This is a genomic window from Halomonas jincaotanensis, from assembly GCF_018448785.1.
Classification (GTDB): Bacteria; Pseudomonadota; Gammaproteobacteria; order Pseudomonadales; family Halomonadaceae; genus Halomonas; species Halomonas jincaotanensis.
Map to the genome: position 1 here is coordinate 289955 of NZ_JAHCLU010000001.1, position 22500 is coordinate 312454.

A 22500-nucleotide genomic window follows, 5' to 3' on the forward strand; every position below is an offset into this window, starting at 1 on the left:
CTGTTAAGGCTTCGAAAAATGTCGAGTTCGCGATGAGGCTCTTGGTTTTTTGAAGATAGCCGCCCATCAGGGAGGATAGAATAGGAAACAGAGCGGAGGGCGATAGGGGAGAGATTCCTGTACCGCAGAGATGCCCCGGTTAGGCGATACCCGACCCTTTGAAAAAGAAGAGGCCCCCGTGCCCCATCGCATCCCGCTGGTATCCAACCAGTGGGATGCGATGGGGCGAAGCAGCCAAGAGTTGACTTAGTCGTTAGCCTCAGTCACTTCTTCCAGCAAGCCGATCAATTCAGTGACCACAAAGGGGTCATCAATCTTTACGCCTAGCATAGAGGTTCCAGGGGCCCATGCAGGGGGGTCGGTCAGGAAGGCCTCAAGATTGTCAGCATTCCATCTCCCTTGCTTGTCCTTTAACGCATCCGTGTAGTCGCGATAATCACTCGAGGCAATGGGCTGTTCATATATGTTGCCTAGACTTGGCGCATTGGATTCGGCTCCGGCAATGGCCTGAGGCTCGAAGGAGTGACATTGCATGCACCTGTCCAGGGCGTCTCGCACCTTACGAGACTGCGCGGCATCATAGTCCTGCTTTTCGAAATAGCTGTCGACGAGATCGCTGAAGCCGGCATTATCCGAGACCGTCAGGAAAATCAGAAAATGGTCATCCGTCCACAGGACCAGGCGGCCATCACTGTGTTGATGCACATGCCGTAGTCGCTTACCAACCTCAATGGGCTCTACAAACTGAACGCGATCCTCGCGTATGCGTATCCGATGAAGGCTCTGATTGTTCAAGCTCCCCATCAGCAAGTCGCCATCCCAGCTATCATCGAATCCTTCGATCCGCGTCATGCCGGAGATCGCCACCGAAGGGAGCCAGGCATAGGTGGGCGGGGCAAAGGTGTCGTGATGGCCATATGAGATTGCCTTTTCCCAGGGGGTACCGTCATAGGAGGTGCCCAGAGTCTCCAATGGCCAACCATAGTCGTTACCTTCCACAATACGGTTAAGCTCATCCCCGCCTCGCACACCATGCTCGACAGCCCATAACTGGCCCTCACGGTCTAGAGTGATGCCTTGGATGTTGCGATGCCCAGACGAGATGTTGTGGGCGTTACCCGTTTCCAGATCTATGGCCACCATCTTGCCGTAATCCATGTCGGGCCGCTGGGACACCGCCACAGGCCCGCTAACACCATCCCAGTGATAATCGCTATTGGCGGTGTAGATGGTAGAAGGTGGCGAGAATACCATGCGACCACCCGCGACATGAGGCTCCATGGCACGCAGCTGGCGCTTCAGGGGCAGGCATGGATTGGAGCGGTACAGGATATCCCAGTCCTGAGGGCTTGCCTCGATTTGATCGATATCTGAGACGCCTTCCTCTATGTCCAGAGTGGCAATGGCATTTCGATAACAGACGGCGTCACCGTCGAACTCGGTGTAGGACACGGCCAAACCCCGCTCGTCCGGAGTCTCGAAGAACAGAAGGTCATTGTAACGGAAGCGGCCGAACACAGGAGCATGATCGTAATCTTCGTATTCCGCCATTTCGGAGACCTTGACGTATTCTTCAAAGCCATTTTCCGGAGGCTCGATGCGTGTTTCGTCCACATCGTCGGCCGAACGGGCAGCAATAATCTTACCCTCGTGAGTGATCACCAACACCACATCGCCGAACGAGGTCATTCCCCCTCCCGACCCATCACGCTCGACGGGGAGGCGAACCCCATCCCCTTGAAGTCTTAGGAAGGTGGTCTGGAATTCTTTAGAATAGCGTTCTATCATGAGTGAATTCAGCTCGCCCCTCGCCGATTTTACGAATATTGCCAGTTCTCGACTCCGGTCCTGTAGGAACTGGTAGGTTGGCAGTCTGTACTCCGTGACCACATGCCCGGTGAAGAATCCTCCTGCCAGCATGATTCCCACCCCAAGCGACAAGGCGATGACGATCAGGCCCCTGCGCATCGTGTTACCCCACATCCTGTTGGCTACATTGTTAACAATAAATAAACATATTGAAACAATGTAGAGCTATCAGCAATTCTTCCTAAATGTGGGTCGGCCGACATTTCAGGCGGCCGCATCGGTAGGTGGTGCAGGCTGTCGGCGCCGCCACGCCGGGCGATCTCGAAGGCTTGACCGGTCCCCACGGCCAAGACGCGCACTCGATATCGGTGGCCGCGGTGAACGGCGGCAGAATGGCGTCGAAGAGCCCCGAGTTCTCGGTGGAGGTCGTCGAGGCCAGGATGATGAAGCGTTCTCCCTGCTGGGCCTGCGTCGTCATGGAGAGTCCCGCAAGGCCAGCGGCTGCGAGGATCAGTCCTGTCTTGTGCATCTTGCCCTTCCTTCTCTCTGTCTTGCTGTCTTTGTTATCTGTCGTCGTCGTCTTCGGAGGGGAGTGAGCGAATCGAGCGCGCCCGCCCGATCACCAGACCAGTTCCTCGCGGATGAACGCCTGGGCCTGGGGAGTGACGGGGCCGTGCGCTTGAGCAGCACGGGACGCTGTAAGACCATCGACTGACGAGGCCGTCGACCTTCCCACAGGATCTGCCCCTGGGCGGGCGTCAGCAGGCCGAGCAGGAAGAACATCACCAAACTATCGGGCATCGGGAGGTCTCAAGCGGCTAGGAAAAACGCCACTCCTTCTGCGAAGCTCAGGGCATTAATTCCAATAAACGTTTTGGCATTGCATCATAGATTATCATCTAGATACGGCTCCACCTGACCCAGGATGTCGCATCCGGCACGGAGTCGTAAAAGCGAGTGAACGATTCAGTCCCTTGTGATGATCAGTCGGGCCTCTCTCCCTAAGCAAAGTTTATAGTAGGAAGAAAGAGCCGGTTAATGTTTCCAACCGTTGTCAAGACCGGTGTTTTGCTATGGCTAATTTAACTTCAACGGGTTCCGGGAGCTTCGAGGCAGAAGCCTACCAGGAAAAGATTCTTCCCGGCGTGTCCCGGAGCTTCGCCCTCACCATACCGCAGCTGCCGTGCGATCTGCGCAAGGTGGTCACCAATGCTTATCTGCTTTGCCGAATTGCGGATACGATAGAAGATGAGCCTGAGCTATCTGCACTACAAAAGGTCGTCTTTCATGAGCAATTTCTGGCAGTGCTAAGAGCGGAGGAGAAGCCGCAGAATTTCGCCAAGCAACTCACTCCACTACTCTCGAAAGCCACTTCGTCGGGTGAGCGGGAGTTGATAGCTAATGCTCCCTTGATCGTTTGCAACACACATCGATTTTCTGCATCACAACGGCAGGTGTTGTTAAAATGTGTGAGCATCATGTGTCAAGGCATGGGCTGCTATCAGAGCAATGCCAGCCTTGAGGGGCTGGCAGACCAGAGAGAAGTTGACCGATATTGCTATTACGTAGCAGGTGTCGTTGGTGAAATGCTTACAGAATTGTTTTGCCAGTACTCCGATGAGATAGACGAAAAGCGCGCCGACATGCTGACTCTCGCTCCTTCATTCGGTGAAGGCTTGCAGCTCACCAATATCCTCAAGGACCTCTGGGAAGATAGGCGACAGGGAGTCTGCTGGTTGCCCCGCAAAGAGTTCGAGGAGTTGGGTCTCAAGGTGGACGCTATCACCCCGGGGGGCAGTGACAAGGCGTTCGTAGCGGCATTGCGCTATATGGTAGGGGTTGCACATGGTCATTTGCATAACGCCTTTCGCTACACCCTGTTGATTCCGCCTCAAGAAACGGGGATCCGGCGCTTCTGCTTGTGGGCCATTGGTCTTGCTGTTCTTACATTACGGCGGATAAAAGCCCGATCTGCTTACAGCAGCGGCCAACAGGTCAAGGTTTCCCGTCGCTTTGTCAAGGCCACTATCCTTGGCACCCATCTAACGGCACGTCATGACTGGATGCTCAAGCTGTTGTTCTCTGGCGCAACAACAGGACTGCCGTTCACGCCACTCTTGAGCCCCGGTCCCGGGCTGAGTCACTGGGTGACCGAGCCGTCGTTGAGCGGTGGCTATCAGGCTGACAGTGTCAGCCTTCTGCTACGCGATGGCGATAAGTAGGCAGATTGTCTTGGCCAGGACCAAGGTCGTTACGGAGGGGGGCGAAAAATGAACCAGGCGATGGAGGTGATCATTGGATAATGCCGTTGAAAGTGAGCGAGATGTGGTCGTGTCGTTCGATGGCGAGGAGCTGATTCTCGTCGATGCAGAGGACCAAGAGCTGGGTTATTTGAACAAGGCAAAGTGCCATGACGGTGAGGGTGTCCTGCATCGGGCTTTTTCACTGTTCGTATTCAATGCGGACGGAGAGCTTCTTCTCCAGCAGCGCTCGGAGGGCAAGCGCTTGTGGCCGCTCTACTGGTCCAACAGCTGTTGCAGTCATCCTCGCCGAGGCGAGCGTATGGAAGAGGCGGCCAAGCGACGTTTACGGCAAGAAGTCGGCATCGAGGCAGTGTTCGACTACCTCTACAAGTTTCGTTATCAGGCACAGTTCGACCCGAACGGAGCCGAGCATGAAATGTGCTGGGTTTATCTGGGGAGCAGCGATGAGGTGCCGCGTCCCAATCGACAGGAAATTGTAGCCTGGTGCTGGATAACGCCAACTCGGCTCGATGCTGAGTTGGCGAATCACCCAGAACGCTATACGCCCTGGTTAAAGATGGAGTGGAAAAGATTAAGGGGTGAGTTTGCAAACGAGCTGAAGAGTTACATTCGATAAGCCCAGTGGCCACCGACGGGCTCAGGGCCGACTCTGAATTTCGCTTAGGGTAATAAGAGAAAAATGATGTCAATTAGGCATCACATCAGTGCGAGGCTTTATCAGTTCAACCACAGGGCTTACTTCGTGGCATTGGGAAAGAACAGCTGTTGTCCCTTGACCTCGAAGTCGGCGATGGCCTGCTGGCCATCGTGGGAAAGCAGCCACTGGTGCCACTGCTCGGCCAGGTCGTGCTTGAGGTGTGGATGGCGCTCCGCGGAGAGCAGCAGACTGCCGTACTGGTTGAACAGCGCCTCGTCGCCCTCGAACAGTAACTCGAGGGCTTGGGGGTTCTCGAAAGCGACCCAGCTGGCGCGGTCGGCCAGCACATAGGCGTCCATACCGGCGGCGGTGTTCAGCGTCGGGCCCATGCCGCTGCCGAGTTCACGATACCATCCGCCATCGGGCGCCACGCCGGCGGCTTCCCAGAGGCGCTGCTCGGCGCGGTGGGTACCGCTGTCGTCACCACGCGAGGCGAAGGGGGCCACGGCCTCGGCGATGCGGCCGAACGCGTCCGCGACCGTGTCGGCGTCACCGATATTCGCCGGGTCTTCGCCCGGGCCGATAACCACGAAATCGTTATACATGACATCGGCGCGCTCGGTGGCGTAGCCCGCGTCGACGAAGCGCTTTTCGCCTTCGGTGTCGTGGACCAGCAGGCTGTCGGCGTCGCCACGGCGAGCGATCTCGAAGGCTTGACCGGTCCCTACGGCCACGACGCGCACCTCGATGTCGGTGGCTTCGGTGAACGGCGGCAGAATGGCGTCGAAGAGTCCCGAATTCTCGGTAGACGTGGTCGAGGCCAGAATGATGAAGCGTTCCCCCTCCTGGGCCTGCGTCGCCATGGAGAGTCCCGCCAGGCCAGCGGCCGCGAGGATCAGTCCTGTCTTGTGCATCTTGCCCTTCCTTCTTTCTGTCTTGCTGTATTTGTTATCTATCGTTAGCTTCGGGGGGAGTGAGCGAATCGAGCGCGCCCGCCCGATCACCAGACCAGTTCGCCCCGGATGAAGGCCCGCGCCTGGGGAGTGACGGGGGCCGTGAAGAACTCAGCGGCGGAGGTGTATTCCAGCACACGCCCACCGCACAGGAACACCACGTCGTCGGCTAATCTTCGTGCCTGATACAGGTCGTGGGTGCTCATCAGGATGCGGGTGCCGCGTGCGTGGAAGTCGCGCACGGCATCCTCCACCGCCTTGATCGCCGCGGGGTCCAGCGCGGAGGTGGGTTCGTCGAGAAACAGCATTTCGGGTTCGGTCAGCCAGGCCCTGACCAGTGCCAGGCGTTGCTGCTCGCCGCCGGAGAGCACGCGGGCCGGGCGTTTTTCCAGCGCGGCCAAGCCGAAGCGCTCCAGGGCCTCGCGGGCCACTGACTTGCGGCGCGCGCGGGGGACGCCGTTCACCGCCAGGGCGTAGGTGAGGTTGGCCAAGGCCGTGCGCTTGAGCAGCACGGGACGCTGGAAGACCATCGACTGACGAGGCCGTCGACCTTCCCATCGAATCTGCCCCTGAGTGGGCGTCAGCAGGCCGTGGGCGAGGCGCATCAACAGGCTCTTGCCGGCGCCGTTGGGGCCCATCAGCAGGGTGCGACGACACCCTTCGAGACGCAGGTCGACTGGATGCAGCAGCGTCTGGCCACGGTGCACGAAGCCAACGCCCTGCAGCGACAGCGTTGGAATGGCCGTCGCGGCGAGTCGTGTCATCTCGTTCATCCCAGTCGTCCCCGTGCGCTCTCGCCGATCAGGTAGGCGGCGGCATTGACCAGCGCCACCAGCCCCAGCAGCAAGATGCCGAGCCCGAGCGCCAGCGGCAGGTCCCCCTTGCTGGTTTCCAGCACGATGGCGGTGGTCATGACCCGCGTCACGCCCTCGATGTTGCCACCCACGATCATCACCGCGCCGACCTCGGCACTGGCGCGACCGAATCCGGCCAGGATCACCGTCATCAGGCCGAAGCGCGCGTCCCACAACAGCGTGGGGATCATGCGCTGCTTGGACAGGCCCATGGAGCGCAGCTGCTCGTGGTAGTCGCCATGCAGCTCCTCGATCTGTTGGCGGGCCAGGGCGGCGATGATCGGCAGCACCAGGATCACCTGGGCGACCACCATGGCGGTGGGGGTGAAGAGCAGGCCGAGCTCGCCCAGTGGCCCGGCCCGCGAGAGCAGCAGGTAGACCGTGAGCCCCGCGACGACCGGTGGCAGGCCCATGAAGGCATTGAGGACGACAATGAGCGAGCCGCGACCGGGGAACTTCCAGAGCGCCAGCGCTGCCCCCAGCGGCAGGCCGATCAGCGTGGCGATCAGCACCGCCGACAGCGATACCCGAAGCGACAGCGCCACGATCCCGAGCAGATCGGGGTCGAGGCCCAGGATCAGGCTGAGGGCGGTCTGGAAGGCATTGGCGTCGTCGGTCATCAAGGGCTCCTGAAGGTCGCTTGCATAATGCGCGTTTACTATCGGCTTTGCAGCAAATGCAGTGATTTATGCATCTGTATGCAGGATAATGCATTATTGCCACGATGTATTAGGGAGCCAATAATGGAAACCGAGCGACGCCACTTGCCGGATGCGTATCTGACGACCGTCGAGGTGGCCGACTATCTGCGCCTCAAGGAGCGCAAGGTCTACGACCTGGTGCGCCAGGGGGAGATTCCCTGCGTACGAATTACCGGAAAACTGCTGTTTCCCAAGCAGAGCATCGACCTGTGGCTGATGAACCATCTGGAAGGGGATCGTCGCAGCGCTCGGCCGGTGCCCACGGTGCTGGCCGGCAGCCAGGACCCGCTGCTGGAATGGGCCGTTCGCGAGAGTGGCGCCGACCTGGCGATGCTCTGCCATGGCAGTGGCGATGGCGTCCGACGTCTGATCCAGGGCGACGCCATGGTGGTCGGCCTGCACCTGGTCGACGCCGGTAGCGGCACGTATAACGTCCCGACGGCGATCGGGCTCTCCGGGATGCGCGATCTGGTGATGATTCGCTGGGCGGTTCGCCAGCAGGGCCTGCTGCTGGCACCGGGCAACCCGCTGGGTATCGCTTGCCTGGAGGACCTGGCGCGCGAGCCGGGAAGGATTGCCCACCGACAGCCCGACGCCGGCGCCCATCGGCTGCTGGAGTGGCTGCTGGCACGGGCGGGCGTCGAGGCCGAGAGGCTGCGTTTCACCGACCATCCGTCGCTCAGCGAGGACGATCTGGCGCTGGCCATCCGCCAGGGCGAGGCGGATTCCGGGCTCGGGGTCGAGGCGGCGGCACGCCGTCAGGGGCTGGACTTCGTGCCGCTTCACGAGGAGCACTTCGACCTGGCCATGCGCCGTCGCAGCTATTTCGAGCCGCCGGTGCAGCGGCTACTCGCCTTCGCAAGCGAGTCGCGCTTTGTCGAGCGCGCCGAGGCACTCGGCGGCTACGACGTCAGCGAGCTGGGGCGGGTGATCTACAACGCCTGAGCAATGCTCAGGCGCCTTTGGGCATACAAAACCGAGGCCCGGCGGGTGGCTCAGTCCTTGGCGTTCACGCAGTTGTCGTAAAAGGTGACAGTGGCCGGCCAGTCGCTGAACAGGCCGATGATGCCGACATCACGGGTGAGCACGTCGAGGGTGAGCAGCTTGTCGCCGTCGTTGTCGATCACATCATCCGTGGTGCGGTGATACCACTCGACGTCGTTGGCCAGCGGGCCGGAGCGCTCGAAGGTCCAGGCGATGAGATCGAGCCCCGCTTCCTTGGCGCGCTCCGCATAGACGGAGGGCACGATCCGGTTCTCGGTGTCACCGGCCTCGGGGTTGGCCGCCAGCAGCATCCACATTGGCGGCGCGAGGATCTGAACGCCCATCTCGGCAAGCTCCTCCATGGTCGGCGACCAGGTGGCCGGGTCGGTGTGGTCGAAGTCGTCAAGGCTGTAGCGGTCGTCAAGATAGACGGCTTGCTCGCCGAACTCGGGCGCGTTGTCGATCCAGTAGCGCACATCGTCCAGGTTGAACGACTGGGCGTAGACGTCGCTTGCCGCAACATCGGCGGCCTTGTATTCGTCGATCATCTTCTGGGCGTAGTCTTCCTGGCTCAGACCGTTAAAGGGCATCTCGACACTGGGCGCCTTGAGCTCGGGGGTCATCTTCACGCCCAGCGCCTTGAACAGCTCGATGCTTTCGGCGTGGGTCATCAAGGTACCGCGAGAATTGTAGAGATCGGTTCGCCAGCCGGGCGTGCCGGCACGATATTCCTCGGTACTGTTGGCTTCAATGTTGGCCCCTTCCATCTTGCCCTGCAGCGTGCGGAATTCCGCCAAGGTGATATCGCTGGTGCAGCACTGGACGTCGAAGGCATTGCTCAGCTCGCCCGCCTCGTTGAATGCCGGTGGCACGCTGCACTTCCGTGCCAGGTCGGTGGCGACGATGTTGGTAGTGGTGTGAAGATCGCACTGGGAGTGTCGGCATACCAGTTCCTGATCGCTGGTGAAGGTCACGTCGCACTCGAGGATGCCGGCGCCCATCTGGGCACCGGCGAGGTAGGACTCGCGGGTGTGCTCGGGAAACTGCAGCGGAGCGCCGCGGTGGCCGATGCTGAAGTCGCTGCGCTGCCAGTCGTCGGTATTCGCTGCGCAGCGCAGCAATTCAGCCTTGAGGTCGCGCGAGCGCCGAGTCTCCTCGTCCATGTCCAGGACCAGGAAGAGGGGGCGAGGCCCGAGAGTAACGTGGCTGGCGGCGGCGATTGCGTCCTGAGTGGCGGTCTTGTCATGACTAGCGAAAGTAGCGGGGGCGAGCAGCATCGCCGCCAACGCGCCGAGCGTTAGCATCAAGGAGGGAGTCTTCATGTAAGCCTCGCTATTTTGTCTTGCGCGGAAGGGGTGGATCAACCTGTTCAGCATGCCCGATGGAGTATGACGACACCGTGACGTCCTGGTGTCGGGCGGGGATGCTCCCACGCTCGCGGCCAGCGGCAGGTAGTTCGGCGAACAGCGTACATGGTTTGACATCGAGCCGCGGGACCTCCAAGAGGGCCCGCGGCCGAGTGGTGTTGTGCCTGTCGCAAGTCTCAGAAGCGTGAGGCCGGCAACCAGACGTCGGCCCTCGCCCAGGCCTGTTCGAATGCCTCGCCGGCCTCAGCTGCCTCGGTGTCTTTTCCTTGGGCGGCAAGGCTCTGTTCGAGCCCCTTGAGCGACCAACCGTTGTCGGGGTGTACTGCCAGGGCGTCGCGATAGATCGCTTCCGCCTCCTGGGCATGCCCTGCCTCCAGCAGTACCGCACCGAGCACGTGGCGGGCCGGTATCGGCCAGGGTTCTGGTTCGGAGTAACCGAGGCCGTCTTCCAGGGCTATGGCCGCCTGCAGCTGTTCGCGTGCCTCATCGAGTCGTCCCGCCTCGGCGGCGATTTCGCCGGCCAGGATACCCGCCGCGATGCCCAGCAGGTCGCGCTGGGCATGCCGGAAGAAGTGATAGGTAGCCTCTTCCGGGGTCGCCTCCCGAGTGGCACGGATCCTCGCCAGGGTCTCCCGGGCCGCTTCGGCATCGCCGGTGCGCAACTGTGCCAGCCCCTGCGCGAAGTGCCACATGGCGGCCTGGAAGGCCGCGTCCGGCTCACCGTCCTGATTCAGCAGTTCGTCCCAGCGGCCGAAGCGGGCGAGCTGCAGGCTGTGGTGGAAGATGTCTTCCGCGCGTTCGCGACCGATGTCCCGAGCGGCCGAAAGGGCGACGCCGCTCTGCCCGTCCATCCACGCTGAATAGACCAGCATCAGGGTGTTGTGGGGCGCATAGGTGCTCACGGCCGCGTCGTGGCGGGCCGCCTGGTCCCACTGGCGCGCCTGCTGGTTCGCGCGGACGCTGTCGCCGTAGCGGCCGATGTTCATATAGATGTGCGACGGCATGTGCTGAATGTGGCTCACGCCCGGAATGGCGTCGGCCAGCCGGTCGGCGCAGGCCTCGGCGCGGGTCGGCTCATAGGCTTCCACGGTGTGGATATAGAGGTGGCAGGCGCCACCATGGCCCAGTTCGGCGTCCAACACGGTTTCCAGTTCCTCGATCACCGTCTGGGTCTCCGGGTAGGGTTCGCCGTCTGCCTGGTAGAGATTCCAAGGGCGGTACAGCATCAGCGACTCGGCATAGAGGGTGCGTATGTCAAGGTCGTTGGGATGTGCCGCTGCGGCCTCTTCCATGGCCTCGGCGTAGCGACGGGTCGCCTGCTGCGGATCGGCGTCGTCGGAAGCCGGGTAGCGCTCGGCCATGGCCTCGATCAGCGCCTGCTCCCAGGGCGTGGCGTCATCGACCCGCTCGAGGGCTCGCTGGGCAGCGGCGTTGGCCTCCTGCGGATCGCCGACGCCGCCAGGGTTGTTTTGATAGGGTCCCAGTGCCCAGGCTTCCCCCCAGGCACAGAGGGCGCAGTGCGGATCATATCGCTGTGCGGTCTGGAAGGAGCGGATTGCTTCCGGTCGAGCGAAACCATAGGCGAGTCGTAGCCCTTGGTTGAAGTAGGCCTGGGCCTGGTCCGAGTCCGTGGTAATGGTACGGCCATAATCCCCCAGGTTGTCGAAGCGCGGTATATCGGTGCTGTGGGCGGGGGTGGTCCATGCCAGGCTGGCCACGGCCAGGACGGATGCGGGTGTGCTCATGATGGCTTTCATGATGACCTCCCATCGGTAGTGGGTTTCCAGAATGAGGGCAGACGCTTGTCGTCTGCCAGCTTCTTGGTGTCCACAATCCCCCTGGCTGGCTGCTCTTGCCAGAGCTAGATTGGTCAGAAACGGTCCATTCCGGTCATGAGGCGCCGTGTTGGTGCTTGCGTTCTGTCTCCAGCAATTGCCGTTTGCGCTCGAGGCCCCAGCGATACCCGCCGAGACTTCCGTCACTTCGCAGCACGCGATGGCAGGGAATCAGCACACCGATACGATTCCTGCCGCAGGCGGAGGCGACGGCACGGATGGCGCTGGGCATGCCGAGCCGTTCGGCGAGTTGTCGGTAGCTGAGTACCTCGCCTTCGCGAATGCTGAGCAGGCATTGCCATACCTGCATTTGAAAGACGGTGCCGCGCATCTCCAGCGGCAGATCGGGCCGTGGCCCGCCCGCACCGAGATGCTGCTCGAGCGCCTGTATCCAGGCGTCCAGTTCGGGCGCGTGCTGCGCGCTCGAGGAGACCAGCTCGGCCCTAGGGAATTCATCGCGAAGCGCGCCGAGTAGGGCGTATTCGTGGTCGCCGAACTGCACGCAGCACACGCCCTTGTCGGTGGCCGCCATCATCAGCGGCCCCAGCGCACTCTGCCGGCAGGCGTAAGCGATGGTCTCGCCGGCCCCACCGGCCCGATACGTGCCTGGCGTCATGCCGAGGCTGCGTGTCGTCTCGCCGTAGACCCGGCTGGTGGAGCCGAACCCGGCGGCGAAGATCGCCTCGGTCACGGTGTCGGCATCTTTCAGTTGCTGCTTGTAGCGTCGCATGCGTACCGCATTCCGGTAGGTCTTCGGCGATATGCCGAACGCCTGCGTGAAGCCGCGTTGCAGGGTGCGGGTCGACAGGCCCGACACCGCGGACAGCTCGGCGAGGGTGAGCGGTGCGTCGGCATGAGCGTCGATGTGACGCGCTACGTCGACCAGGCGGGTATCCAGCGCGACCGTCTCGGTGGGTCGGCAACGCTTGCAGGGCCGATAGCCTGCCGCCATGGCGGCGTCGATGCCAAGAAAGAAGCGCAGGTTCTCGGGTCTGGCGTGGCGACTCGCACACGAGGGCCGGCAGAACACGCCCGTGGTGAGCACCGCATAGACGAACACGCCATCCAGGGAGGGGTCCCGGGCGCTGATCGCGGCGCGCATTTGGGCTTCGGAGGGCAGGCTCATGGGGTGGTCCTCGCAGTCTTGTCTAATCGCCTTCAGTCAATACTACCCGCGGGTGGGCGTCCATCCGATTCCTGCGCGGTAATCCGCATTGGGCGAGGCGATTTCCTCCCTTGCCGCCCTCTGAAGAATCGCTGGGATAGCCAGCGAGATAGCCGAGGAGATGATCGCTGAGCTCGCGGGCGTCGTCATCAACGCCGTGAATGAAGCTCGACTTGCGACGGCGCATGAACGGCAGGCCCAGCGCATAGAGCCCCGGTGCCTCGACCACGCCGCCGTGGTGTTTCAGCCGTCCCTTGCGGTCGAGTACCGGCACGTGCAGCCAGCGGTAATCCGGGCGAAAGCCGGTGGCCCAGAGCACTGTGCGTATCTCGCCGCGGTTAAGATCGAGGCTCAGGCGCGGCGAGGCAGGCAGCCGGGTCGTCGGGAAGCGCTCGGGCGGCGCCAGGTCGTTGTCCATGCCGCGATGCCTTGCCCAGATGTCGAAGGTCTCGAGCAGCCGCCCCAGCTTGAGATCCGCCGCCGCGCAATGGGCCGCCAGCGAACCCGAGAACTGCAGCGTGTGGTCGCGCAGGCCGACCAGCCGTCCGACCCGTTGCACCCCCCGCGTCTCGAGGGTGTTCAGGTCCAGGGTCGCCGGCGTCTCGCTGCCCATCAGCTGCGGCGAGGGCAGGCGTCGTGCGCGCTCGATGTCGTCGATCTCATCGAAGCGTTGATCGAGCAGGCCGCTCGCCTCCATCCACCACTGGATGTCCCGACCGCGATAGCGCCGCGGCATCCGCACGTGCTCGCCCACCGCCAGCGTCACCGGCCGTCCGCTGCGCTGGATCTCGTCGGCCAGCTGCACGCCGGTGGCCGAGGCCCCGACCACCAGCACGCCGCCATTGGCCAGTTGGCAGGGGTGGCGATAGTCGCGTGTCGTGAGGCTGTGGAGGGACGCCGGCAGCGAGCTTGCCAGCGCAGGCACGACCGGCAGGTTGCAGGCGCCGCTGGCGATCACCACCGCACGACACTGCCAGTCGCCGGCGTCGGTGACCACGCGGTAGCCGCCGGGTGCCGGGCGCACCGACATCACTCGGGTGGCGGTGTGAATCGGTGCCGAGAGCTTCCGCGCATAGCCGTGAAGAAAGTCCACGACCTCCGGCATGGTCATGAAACCATCGGGGTCGGGTCCGGCATAGCGAAACCCGGGAAGCCGGCATTGCCAGTTGGGTGTCAGCAGGCGCAGCGAGTCCCAGCGCTCGTGGCGCCAGGCATTGGCTACCTCGCCGCGCTCAAGTACGACATGGTCGATGCCGCGCCTGTCGAGTTGATGACTCATGGCGAGCCCGGCCTGTCCCGCGCCGATCACCACTACCGTTGTCACGCGGTAGGGCAGGACGCGGGACGGGCTGAACCGCCGACGAGGAAGATCGCCGTTCATGCCACGCTTACCGTTACGTTGGTGGGATTGGTCAGCAGGTCGTAGACCGCCGAGCGCTTCTGGGACTGGGCGACCAGCGCCTCGATTTCCTCGCGCGTGGCGTCGGCATCGATCTCGAAGCGTACCCTGACGTCCTCGAAGCCGTTGCGCACGTCGCTGTCCATGCCCAGGATGCCCTGAATGTCCATGCTGCCCTCGAGGGTGGCCACGACCGAGCGCAGCTGAATGTCACGGTGCTGGGCGACGGCGGCGATACCCGCGGTCAGGCAGCTGGCAAGCCCGACCAGCACGTATTCGACCGGGGTGGGGCCATGGTCCTCGGAGGCGAAGACTTCCGGGTGATCGGCGTCAAAGGTGAAACGGGTCTTGTGGCGCTGCTCCTCGCCGAGGCCATGATAGCTATCGATGGTCGCGTGACTGTGCGTGCCATTGACCCAGTCGCAACGGGCGCGCCAGGTGAAGCGTGCCGCTTCCGGCGCCTGGGCAAGGGCCTCGCGGGCGCCCAGCAGGGCAGCGACATTGACGCCGTTATCGACCTGAATTGAGGTGGCGGTTTGCATGGTAATCTCTCCTTTGTGATGGCTCTATGTCGGATATGGCCGGTCGGGTGTCGACCGGTCAGGTACCAGCCTGGGCCCGGTTCGTGGGACCCAGCGGGGGAGAGATCGTGGTTTTTTCAGGATGCGGCGTGGATATTGGCGTGGTCGTCGGGCAGTACCGCGTGGAAGGCCCAGACGCGCTCGAACGGGATGCCGGCTTGGCGTTGAGCCAACCGCACCGACTCGGCGTCGGGGGCCTGGTAGAGGCAGATCATGCGTCGGCGGTTCCGTGCGAAGAAGGTGCGCACGAAACGCACCCGATGGTGTTGCAAGCAGGCCGCCTCGTCGTCTTCGCGGGCCTGGATACGGGCGAGGACGACCGGCTCGTCGAAGGTGCGCTCCACCAGTACGTTGGCCACCAGCACGTTGGCGGGAAGCGGCGGCGTGTCGCAAGGGGCTATGTCGCAAGTCGCTGTGGCGTCTCGCTTCCTGCGGGGGCGTTGACGGGACATTGCCGGCGCGTCATGGATCGTGGCGAGCCAGAAAATCCGGGTGTCGGCCCCCGCCTGTTGCAGGGCGGTCCGCGCGGATTCGGCGTCGGGCGCCTGGAAATGACAGAACATACGCCGGCCGTCGTTCGCCAACAGGCTACCCCGCCAGATTAAGCTATGCGGGCGGTAGCAGCTCAGGGCACCCTGCGACACGGCCAGCACGAACTTGGTGGTGAGAGGTGTGGCGAAGCGGCGCTCGAGACAGACATCGATCATGTGCTGCCCTCAGCCGGTTGGTCTGTCCGTAACTCGGCGACCCGGCACCAGGCCCAGCGGGCGACCGGCGCTTGTTCAAGCGTGGCCACCGCCTTGGCATGCTGTCGGTAAGCGGCCGTATCGCCGCGGGTGCGATGCGCTTCGGCGAGCACGCAGTGCGCCAGCAACTGCTCCGTGGCGCGCTCCAGCACCCTGGCATTGTCGAGCGCCTCGGCGGCGTGAGCCATGGCCTCGATTGGCCGGTCGCGCTCGACATCGAGCAGTGCCGCGTGCGTCAGCAGGTAAGACAGACGATGCTTGGCGTCGGCGTCACGCAGTGCCGGTAGCGTGTTGTCCAGGGGTGTCGTGTCGTCGCTGAGGGCATAGCGACACAGCGCTTGCGCGGCATGCGCGAAGGGGGCTTCGCTGCCGTCGCGAAGCTTCTCACCAATCTCCACCAGGCCGTCGCAGCGTCGTTGTGCCGAGGCGTAACGGGCCTGCTCGATATCCAGCATCATCAGGTATTCGTTGGCCTGGAATTCGCATAGGCGATCGCCGCTGGCCTTGCACAGGGTGCGTGCCTCCTTGAAGTAGGTCTCGGCGTCTTCCAGGTGGTTGTCGTGATAGCGCAACAGCCCGAGGGCCATGGGAATGGCGGGATGGCTCACCCGCTGCTGCCTGGCGAGCTCGCGAGCTTCAGCCAGCATGGCAGCGGCCTGGTCGAGGTCGCGCTCGAGCATCGCCAGGCACTTGGCCGTCTCCGCCAGGGCGATGATCTGTTCACGGTCGTCCGCGCTGCGCGTCATTCGTTCGGCCTGCAGGGCCTCTTCGTGGGCGCCGGACCATTGACCGTGGGCCCAGAGGACCTGGCTTGCCAGTTGATAGCCGAGGCGGGCGTGGGCGAGGGCACCATGTTCCAGCGCTTGCTCGGCCAGCATGACCAGTTCGCTGGCGGTGGCTTCCCAGTCGCTCAGCGGCGCCGCACTGAGCATGATTTCCCGCAGTTCCAAAAACAAGCAGATCCGTCGTCCGCCGGAAAGCTGTTCGGCCATGGCGAGGCCTCTTTGGGCCAGCCGCTGGGCTTCCTCGTTGGCGAAGAAGCGCAGACACAACCGCCCGGCAGTGACCAGGGCATCGGCGGCGAGGGCGGGATCACCGCTCAGCTGCGCATGGTGCGCGAGGTCGGCGGCATGCTCGAGGTCCAGGACGTTGTCCCGGGCCAATAGCTCAGCGACATGGTGATGCATGAACTGGCGTCGCGCCGGCGATATCCCCTCGTAAAGACACTGGGCGACGCACTCGTGGGAAAAGCACAACCCCCGGTCGGTGGCCTCGAGAAGATTCAAGCGCTCGGCAGCCTCCATTGCCTCGCCGATGTGGTTGGCGGACATCCCACTGACGCGGGCCAGCCAGGGGGTGTCGAGGCAGGGGGTGAGGATCGCGGCCCAGCGCAGCACGTCCCGCGTAGGGGTGTCGAGCCGAACCAGCAGGGCGTCCCATGGTTCGTCGGGGCCGGTGTCCTCGCTCGGCGAACGCTCGCTATCGCCCGGATGGCTGGCGAGAGGATGCCCGGGCGCCGCGCGTCTCGCCCGCAGCAGCGCACCCTGGGGCGTGATGCCGGCCTGCTTGAGCAGGCGCATGCCCAGCTGGAAATGCTGCTCGGCGTCCCGTGGGCGGTTGAGGGCCAGCAGCAGGCGAATCAGACCAGCTCGGGCGTCCTCGTCGAAGGGCGAAAGACGCACCAGCGAATGGGCGTGGGGCAGCGCCCGCTCGGGGGCATCCCCCAGGCGGTCGACCAGCGCCTGCAGCAGAGAGGTCTGGGCACGCAGGGCTGCTTCACGCTCGGCGAGACACCAGCTGTGGAAATCGTGAAGATTCGGCAGGTCGAGGCCCTCGAGAAACGGGCCGCGACAGCGGGCGGCGGTGGCCTCGAGCGCCTCGATGGTAGCCGCTGTTGGGTCCTGCCTGCCCAGCCAATGCAACGCTGTGACGTCAATGTCGATATCGCGGGTATCGAGTCCGACCGTGAGGCGGTCGGCGATGATCCTCGGGTGGTCGGGGCCGTCCATCAGTCGGCGAAGCTTTGACAGGCTCCAGCGCAGCGATCCGCGGGGGTCATCGGGTAGTTCCCAGAGCAGGTCGCAGAGGTGTTCGCGACTGAACGCCCGGGCGTGTATTGCCAGATATACCAACAGGGCACGTGTCTTCTTCGAGGGTGGCAGCATCAGTCCCTGACCGTCTCGAATGATCTCGAGATCGCCAAGCACGTTGAGGGTCAGTGCACTCATGTGACCATCCCCGAAGAGACATCCATCCTTGAGTATAGCCCGCGATGCTACTTGGTCAGGGAAGTCCTCCAGGCCGCGACGCACCCTGACGAAAAAAACCACGCTGATTACCACGCCCGCTTACTCGGTCAACACCGAGACTGACAGTCATGAAAACCGACACACCGGACCGAGGAGAAAGATCATGGCGCGTTACGACAGCATTCTCGACACCATCGGTGGCACACCGCTGGTCAGGCTCAATCGACTCGCTCCCCCCGATGTCACTCTCTATGTGAAGATCGAGGCCTTCAATCCCATGGGCTCGGTCAAGGATCGCATGTCCCTGGCGGTCATCGAGCAGGCCGAGCGCAGTGGCGAGCTGCATCCCGGCCAGACGGTAGTCGAGGCGACCAGCGGCAATACCGGCATCGGGTTGGCCATGGTCTGCGCCTGCAAGGGCTATCCGCTGGTGGTCACCATGGCGGAAAACTTCAGCGTGGAGCGGCGCAAGCTGCTGCGCTATCTCGGCGCCAAGGTGGTGCTGACGCCGGCGGCGGAGAAGGGCACCGGCATGCTCAACAAGGCGATAGAGCTCGCCGAGACCCATGGCTACTTCCTGTGTCGCCAGTTCGAGAACGAGGCCAACGCCGACATGCACTCGCGGACCACTGCCTTGGAGATTCTCGACGATATGGGCGACGTGCCTCTTCACGCCTGGGTCACGGGGTTCGGCACCGGCGGCACGCTCAAGGGCGTCGCCCGGATCTTGCGCCAGCAGAGCCCGGCGACCCGCATCGTGGTCGCCGAACCCGACAATTCGCCCCTGCTCGGCAGCGGCATTGTCCAGCCGCGCGATGCCAGCGGCGCGCCAGCGGCGAGCCACCCGCGCTTTCGCCCCCACCTGATGCAGGGCTGGACGCCGGATTTCATCTCCCGGCTCACCGAAGATGCGATTAATGCAGGACATGTCGACGAGGTGATACCGGTCGCCGGCGACGAGGCCATGCACCTGTCGCGCGAACTCGCCTGTCAGGAGGGCATTTTCGTGGGTACCTCGAGCGGCGCCACCCTGGCCGCTGCGCTTCAGGTAGCACGACGCTCGCCTCCCGACAGTCATGTCGTCTGCATGCTACCGGATACCGGTGAGCGCTATCTCTCCACGCCGCTGTTCGAGGGCATCACCGAGGCGATGACCGACGAGGAGATTGCCCTGTCGCGCTCCACGCCGGGCTATCGTTTCGATTCGCCTCCGCCTGCCGCACCGTCGCCCCGGGATGGCAAGGCCGCGACCCAACCGGTGGCGCTCGACCCCGAGGCGGTAAGGTTCGTCGACGAGGTTCTGGCGACCGAGCCCGTAGTAATGTTCGCCCTGGAATGGTGCGAATTCTGCTGGTCGGCCCGCAAGCTGTTCGCGCGGCTGGGCATTGAGTACCGCAGCGTGGATCTCGACGCGGTGGCCTATCAGGAGGGCGACCTCGGGGGACGCATCCGCGCGGTGCTCGCTGCGCGTACCGGCGCCACGACCATTCCGCGCATTTTCGTTGGTGGCGAGCACATCGGCGGGTGTACCGAACTGTTCGACGCCTGGCGCGACGGGTCGCTGCCTCGGCAGCTCGAGGCCCTGGACGTCGATTACGACCGCAGCGTTGAGCTCGACCCGTATAGCCTGCTGCCCGCCTGGCTACATCCGCGCACGCCGGTGGCATGAGGCGGTGTCTCGGTACTGGGTCTTAAAAACGGAGTCTTGAAACCGTTTGGCAAAAACCAGGAGATCACGACATGAGCTTTCTCCATACGATGCCCCTCGAGCAGGCCACGGGTGAGGTGCGGGCCATGTACGAGCGCCAGCAAGCCCATTTCGGCTATCTGCCCAACTACGCACGGGCCTTTTGTCATCGCCCCGATGTTATGGCGAGTTGGGCGGCTCTGCTGGCAACGATTCGCCGCTACGCCGAGCCGCGGCGCTTCGAGCTCGTTACGCTGGCGGCCGCCCAAACGCTTGGCAACTCGTATTGCGCGCTGGCCCACGGTCAGGCACTGACGGCGCTAGTCGGCACCCAGGACGTTCAAGCCATCGCCGAGGGTCGCGAGCCGCGCACCTTGACCGACGCGGAACGCGAGATGGTGGCCTTCGCCCGCAAGGTGGCGGGGCATGCCACAGAAGTGACCGAGTCGGATATCGACCGCCTGCGCGCCGCCGGGTTTGCCGATGAGGAGATCTTCGACATCGTTGTCATGGCGGCGGCACGTGCCTTCTTCACTAAAGTGCTGGATGGCCTCGGCGTCGAGGCGGATGCCGCCTACCGGGAGATGACGCCGCGATTGCGCGATGCCTTGACCGTGGGGAGGCCCATCGCCGCCGGGCCACCCGAGGCGCGCTCGGCAGGTTCAGCTAAGGGTTCAGCCAAGGCGAGCTCAGCAGAGCCGGCTACCAAGCAGCAGTAGACCGGCATCCGCCACCTGCCAGCCCCAACAGGCAAGCACCGTGATCGCTACGGCGCCGATCAGGGCAACGATGAAGATGAGATGACGGCGCGTCATGCCTCGACCTGCGCGGGGGTGGGGCGACTAACGGGGGCTTCGTTGATGAACCAGTGCAGGGCGGCCGCCACGATCGACAACACGATGGCAAGCTTCCAGACCACGTCGTAGTCGCCGTTGAGGTCGTAGAAGAAGCCGCCCAGCCAGACGCCCATGAAGGAGCCCAACTGATGGAACAGAAAGACGATGCCGCCGAGCATCGAAAGATGGCGCACCCCGAAGACCGAGGCGACGATGCCGTTGGTCAGCGGCACCGTGGAGAGCCATAGCAAGCCCATGGCGATACCGAACAGATACGCGCTGGTGGTGCTCAGCGGCATAACAATGAAAACGGTGATGACCACGCCGCGAGCCAGGTATAGCCAGGTCAACAGCCGCGGTTTGGAGTGGTGGCCCCCCAACCAGCCGGCGGTATAAGTGCCGACGATGTTGAACAGCCCCACTAGCGCGAGCACGGTGCTGCCCACCCGCACGGCGATGCCGTTGTCGAACAGATAGCCCGGCAGATGCACGCCGATGAACACCACCTGGAAACCGCAGACGAAGAAGCCCAGGCAGAGCAGCCAGAAGCCACGATGGTTGGCGGCCTCGTCCAGCGCGGCGCCGAGTGACAAGTCGCTTGCCTGGCGCCGCGAAGGTCGGTCGCGCAGCATGCCACCCAGCGGCACCATCAGGGCGGCGAGCCCGCCCATCACCAGCATTGCGGCAGACCAGCCGAGCCATTGCAGCAGGCCGAGGGTGCCGGGCAGCATGGCGAACTGGCCGAAGGAACCCGCGGCGCTGACGATGCCCATGGCCAGGCTACGCTTTTCCGGCGCCACCGTGCGGCCCACGGCGCCCAGGATCACCGAAAAGGTGGTGCCGGAAAGCCCCAGCCCGATCAACAGCCCGGCGCTTAGCGACATGCCCAGTGCGGAGTCCGAGGTGCCCATCATGACCAGCCCCAGCGCATACAGCAGGCCGCCGACCACGATGATGCGCGCGGCGCCGAAACGATCGGCCAGGGCCCCGGTGAACGGCTGTGCCAGGCCCCAGATCAAGTTCTGCAGCGCCAGGGCGAAGGCAAACACTTCCCGCCCCCAGCCGAGGTCGGTGCTCATGGGCTCGAGGAAAAGTCCGAAGCCGTGACGCAGGCCCATGGCGAGCGAAATGACCAGACTGCCGAGAACAATGATCAGCAGGGCGTGGCGACGGAGGGTGTCCATGATGACGACAGGCCTGTAAGCAGACGAACGGTCTGTTAATGTCGCGCGTTTCAGCGAGACTAGCCACTGTCTCCTCATGGATACAGCAGGCAGCAAACGCCGGCTTCATATGCATGCACGCCGCTATCGATGACGACCGCGGCAGGCGCTCGCGCGAAGGCAGCTTCTGCCCGCAAGGCCTGCGTAAAGAAGGGGCGATGCTGAGGGTAGGCGGCTCGTTTCACAAGTCGCGTGGCTTAGCGCGATATTGACCTAGAGACGGGTGTACCAGAGCCGAGTGGACCGGCGGCCTGAGTGTCTCGTTTGATTTTCCCCGTGCCCGGGGTATCGTTGAGTTCTACCTTCTGAAGTGTGGGCAGGCGGTCGCGACCATGTCCTTTCTCGAACTGACGTCACGCACCCTGGGTCCTGAGCATGTCGCGCATGCGCATGACTATCACCAGTTGATTCTGGCCACCTGCGGGGTGACTGAACTGGTGATCGGTGGCTGTGCCGAGCGCGTCACCGGAAGTCGCGGCTGCCTGATTCCCAGCACGAGTCATCATGAGTATGTCGGCGACGGCCGCAACCGCACCCTGGTGCTCGATATTCCCCTGAGCAGCCTGGCGTCGGTGCGCGACAGCAGCGGCATCGAGCGTCTCTTCGACAAACCGCGTTTCTTCAGCGTGCCGACCGGGCTCAACGAGTTGGCCGGCAGCCTGATGCGCCAGTTGGAACAGTGTCCGGCCCTGCATAGCGAGATCGCGGCCTTGCTGCTACGGGCGCTCTATCTGCATCTGGAAGCCGAGCCGCATGGTGGCGTCGATGGCCTGTCGCTGACTCATCACGCCGGCGAGCGCCTGGACATGCCGCGCCTGAATGCCTGGATCGACCGCCATCTCGCCGACGACATCCGCGTCGAGCAACTCGCTGCACTCTGCGCCCTGAGTACCGGCCATTTCCATCATTGCTTCCGTCACCTGTCGGGCCATACGCCCCAGGCCTATGTACAGGTTCGTCGGCTCGAGCATGCTCGCAGCCTGGTCTGTCATAGCGCCCTGAGTCTGGGCCACATCGCGTCGCTGGTCGGCTTTCGCGACCAGGGCAGTTTTTCCCGCGCCTATCGCCGTCAGTTCGAGGTAAGCCCCTCCGGCGATCGACGCGTCGATTGAAGGCTCCTGAGTTTCGGGCAAGTCTTGCGCAGTGTCGGGCAAGCACGGCGGGGCGTGTCGTCTTAATCTAGCAATAGCGACCGCACACAAGCGGTCTG

20 protein-coding genes are annotated in these 22500 nt (G+C 63.4%); 6 read left to right on the forward strand and 14 right to left on the reverse strand.

Annotated elements, in window-relative coordinates; genetic code table 11:
* Positions 1-246 precede the first annotated feature (246 nt).
* The gene (locus KG088_RS01380; protein ID WP_213823689.1) at positions 247-1968 is read right to left on the reverse strand and encodes a PQQ-dependent sugar dehydrogenase; all 1722 of its coding nucleotides are present in this window, start codon (positions 1966-1968) and stop codon (positions 247-249) included.
* Between the two features lie 82 nt (positions 1969-2050).
* Positions 2051-2338, reverse strand: coding sequence for a hypothetical protein (locus KG088_RS01385; protein WP_250147990.1), 288 nt, complete (start codon positions 2336-2338; stop codon positions 2051-2053).
* Positions 2339-2882: 544 nt separating this feature from the next.
* Here KG088_RS01385 and KG088_RS01390 point away from each other — a divergent pair.
* Together KG088_RS01390 and idi are read left to right on the forward strand one after the other, a co-directional pair.
* Complete coding sequence (locus tag KG088_RS01390) at positions 2883-4031, forward strand: phytoene/squalene synthase family protein (RefSeq protein ID WP_213823690.1); 1149 nt, start codon at positions 2883-2885, stop codon at positions 4029-4031.
* A gap of 73 nt (positions 4032-4104) precedes the next feature.
* Complete coding sequence (idi, locus tag KG088_RS01395; protein WP_213823691.1) at positions 4105-4689, forward strand: isopentenyl-diphosphate Delta-isomerase; 585 nt, start codon at positions 4105-4107, stop codon at positions 4687-4689.
* A 119-nt stretch (positions 4690-4808) separates the two neighbouring features.
* Here the strand turns inward: idi and KG088_RS01400 are convergent, their stop codons facing one another.
* The 3 genes from KG088_RS01400 to KG088_RS01410 all read right to left on the reverse strand — a co-directional run bounded on the left by KG088_RS01400 (position 4809) and on the right by KG088_RS01410 (position 7137).
* Positions 4809-5624: a substrate-binding domain-containing protein gene (locus tag KG088_RS01400; RefSeq protein ID WP_213823692.1), complete on the reverse strand. Its 816-nt coding sequence runs from the start codon at positions 5622-5624 to the stop codon at positions 4809-4811.
* 86 nt (positions 5625-5710) lie between these two features.
* Positions 5711-6436, reverse strand: coding sequence for an energy-coupling factor ABC transporter ATP-binding protein (locus KG088_RS01405; RefSeq protein WP_250147991.1), 726 nt, complete (start codon positions 6434-6436; stop codon positions 5711-5713).
* Complete coding sequence (locus KG088_RS01410; protein ID WP_250147992.1) at positions 6433-7137, reverse strand: ABC transporter permease; 705 nt, start codon at positions 7135-7137, stop codon at positions 6433-6435. Before KG088_RS01410 ends, KG088_RS01405 begins: the two co-directional genes overlap by 4 nt.
* Positions 7138-7260: 123 nt before the next feature.
* On the opposite strand from KG088_RS01410, the gene KG088_RS01415 reads away from it, so the two are divergent.
* Positions 7261-8163, forward strand: a complete 903-nt coding sequence (locus KG088_RS01415; RefSeq protein WP_213823694.1) for a helix-turn-helix transcriptional regulator — start codon at positions 7261-7263, stop codon at positions 8161-8163.
* A gap of 50 nt (positions 8164-8213) precedes the next feature.
* Here the strand turns inward: KG088_RS01415 and KG088_RS01420 are convergent, their stop codons facing one another.
* From KG088_RS01420 to KG088_RS01450, 7 genes are all read right to left on the reverse strand, one after another.
* Positions 8214-9524 (reverse strand): glycerophosphodiester phosphodiesterase family protein, encoded by a 1311-nt coding sequence (locus KG088_RS01420; protein ID WP_213823695.1) that lies wholly within the window; start codon positions 9522-9524, stop codon positions 8214-8216.
* A 221-nt stretch (positions 9525-9745) separates the two neighbouring features.
* On the reverse strand, positions 9746-11326 hold the full coding sequence (locus tag KG088_RS01425) for a tetratricopeptide repeat protein (RefSeq protein ID WP_213823696.1): 1581 nt from the start codon (positions 11324-11326) through the stop codon (positions 9746-9748).
* Positions 11327-11459: 133 nt separating this feature from the next.
* Positions 11460-12530 carry a bifunctional DNA-binding transcriptional regulator/O6-methylguanine-DNA methyltransferase Ada gene (ada, locus tag KG088_RS01430; RefSeq protein ID WP_213823697.1) on the reverse strand — a complete coding sequence of 357 codons (1071 nt, stop codon included), beginning with the start codon at positions 12528-12530 and terminating at the stop codon, positions 11460-11462.
* A gap of 22 nt (positions 12531-12552) precedes the next feature.
* Positions 12553-13950, reverse strand: a complete 1398-nt coding sequence (locus tag KG088_RS01435; protein ID WP_213823698.1) for an NAD(P)-binding domain-containing protein — start codon at positions 13948-13950, stop codon at positions 12553-12555.
* Positions 13947-14510 carry an OsmC family protein gene (locus KG088_RS01440; RefSeq protein ID WP_213823699.1) on the reverse strand — a complete coding sequence of 188 codons (564 nt, stop codon included), beginning with the start codon at positions 14508-14510 and terminating at the stop codon, positions 13947-13949. Before KG088_RS01440 ends, KG088_RS01435 begins: the two co-directional genes overlap by 4 nt.
* Positions 14511-14626: 116 nt before the next feature.
* Positions 14627-15256 carry a nickel-binding protein gene (locus KG088_RS01445; RefSeq protein ID WP_213823700.1) on the reverse strand — a complete coding sequence of 210 codons (630 nt, stop codon included), beginning with the start codon at positions 15254-15256 and terminating at the stop codon, positions 14627-14629.
* Positions 15253-17523 (reverse strand): BTAD domain-containing putative transcriptional regulator, encoded by a 2271-nt coding sequence (locus KG088_RS01450; RefSeq protein WP_213823701.1) that lies wholly within the window; start codon positions 17521-17523, stop codon positions 15253-15255. Before KG088_RS01450 ends, KG088_RS01445 begins: the two co-directional genes overlap by 4 nt.
* A 184-nt stretch (positions 17524-17707) precedes the next feature.
* Between KG088_RS01450 and cysK the strand changes: the two genes are divergently transcribed.
* Together cysK and KG088_RS01460 are read left to right on the forward strand one after the other, a co-directional pair.
* Positions 17708-19213, forward strand: coding sequence for a cysteine synthase A (cysK, locus tag KG088_RS01455; RefSeq protein WP_213823702.1), 1506 nt, complete (start codon positions 17708-17710; stop codon positions 19211-19213).
* A 71-nt stretch (positions 19214-19284) separates the two neighbouring features.
* A complete protein-coding gene (locus tag KG088_RS01460) occupies positions 19285-19950 on the forward strand; it encodes a carboxymuconolactone decarboxylase family protein (RefSeq protein WP_213823703.1) in 666 nt (221 codons plus the stop codon).
* Here KG088_RS01460 and KG088_RS19815 read toward each other — a convergent pair.
* Together KG088_RS19815 and KG088_RS01465 are read right to left on the reverse strand one after the other, a co-directional pair.
* Positions 19921-20046 carry a hypothetical protein gene (locus KG088_RS19815; RefSeq protein WP_264759022.1) on the reverse strand — a complete coding sequence of 42 codons (126 nt, stop codon included), beginning with the start codon at positions 20044-20046 and terminating at the stop codon, positions 19921-19923. The genes KG088_RS01460 and KG088_RS19815 overlap by 30 nt on opposite strands.
* The gene (locus tag KG088_RS01465; RefSeq protein WP_213823704.1) at positions 20043-21251 is read right to left on the reverse strand and encodes an MFS transporter; all 1209 of its coding nucleotides are present in this window, start codon (positions 21249-21251) and stop codon (positions 20043-20045) included. Before KG088_RS01465 ends, KG088_RS19815 begins: the two co-directional genes overlap by 4 nt.
* 371 nt (positions 21252-21622) lie before the next feature.
* On the opposite strand from KG088_RS01465, the gene KG088_RS01470 reads away from it, so the two are divergent.
* Positions 21623-22402, forward strand: coding sequence for an AraC family transcriptional regulator (locus KG088_RS01470; protein ID WP_213823705.1), 780 nt, complete (start codon positions 21623-21625; stop codon positions 22400-22402).
* Positions 22403-22500: the final 98 nt, after the last annotated feature.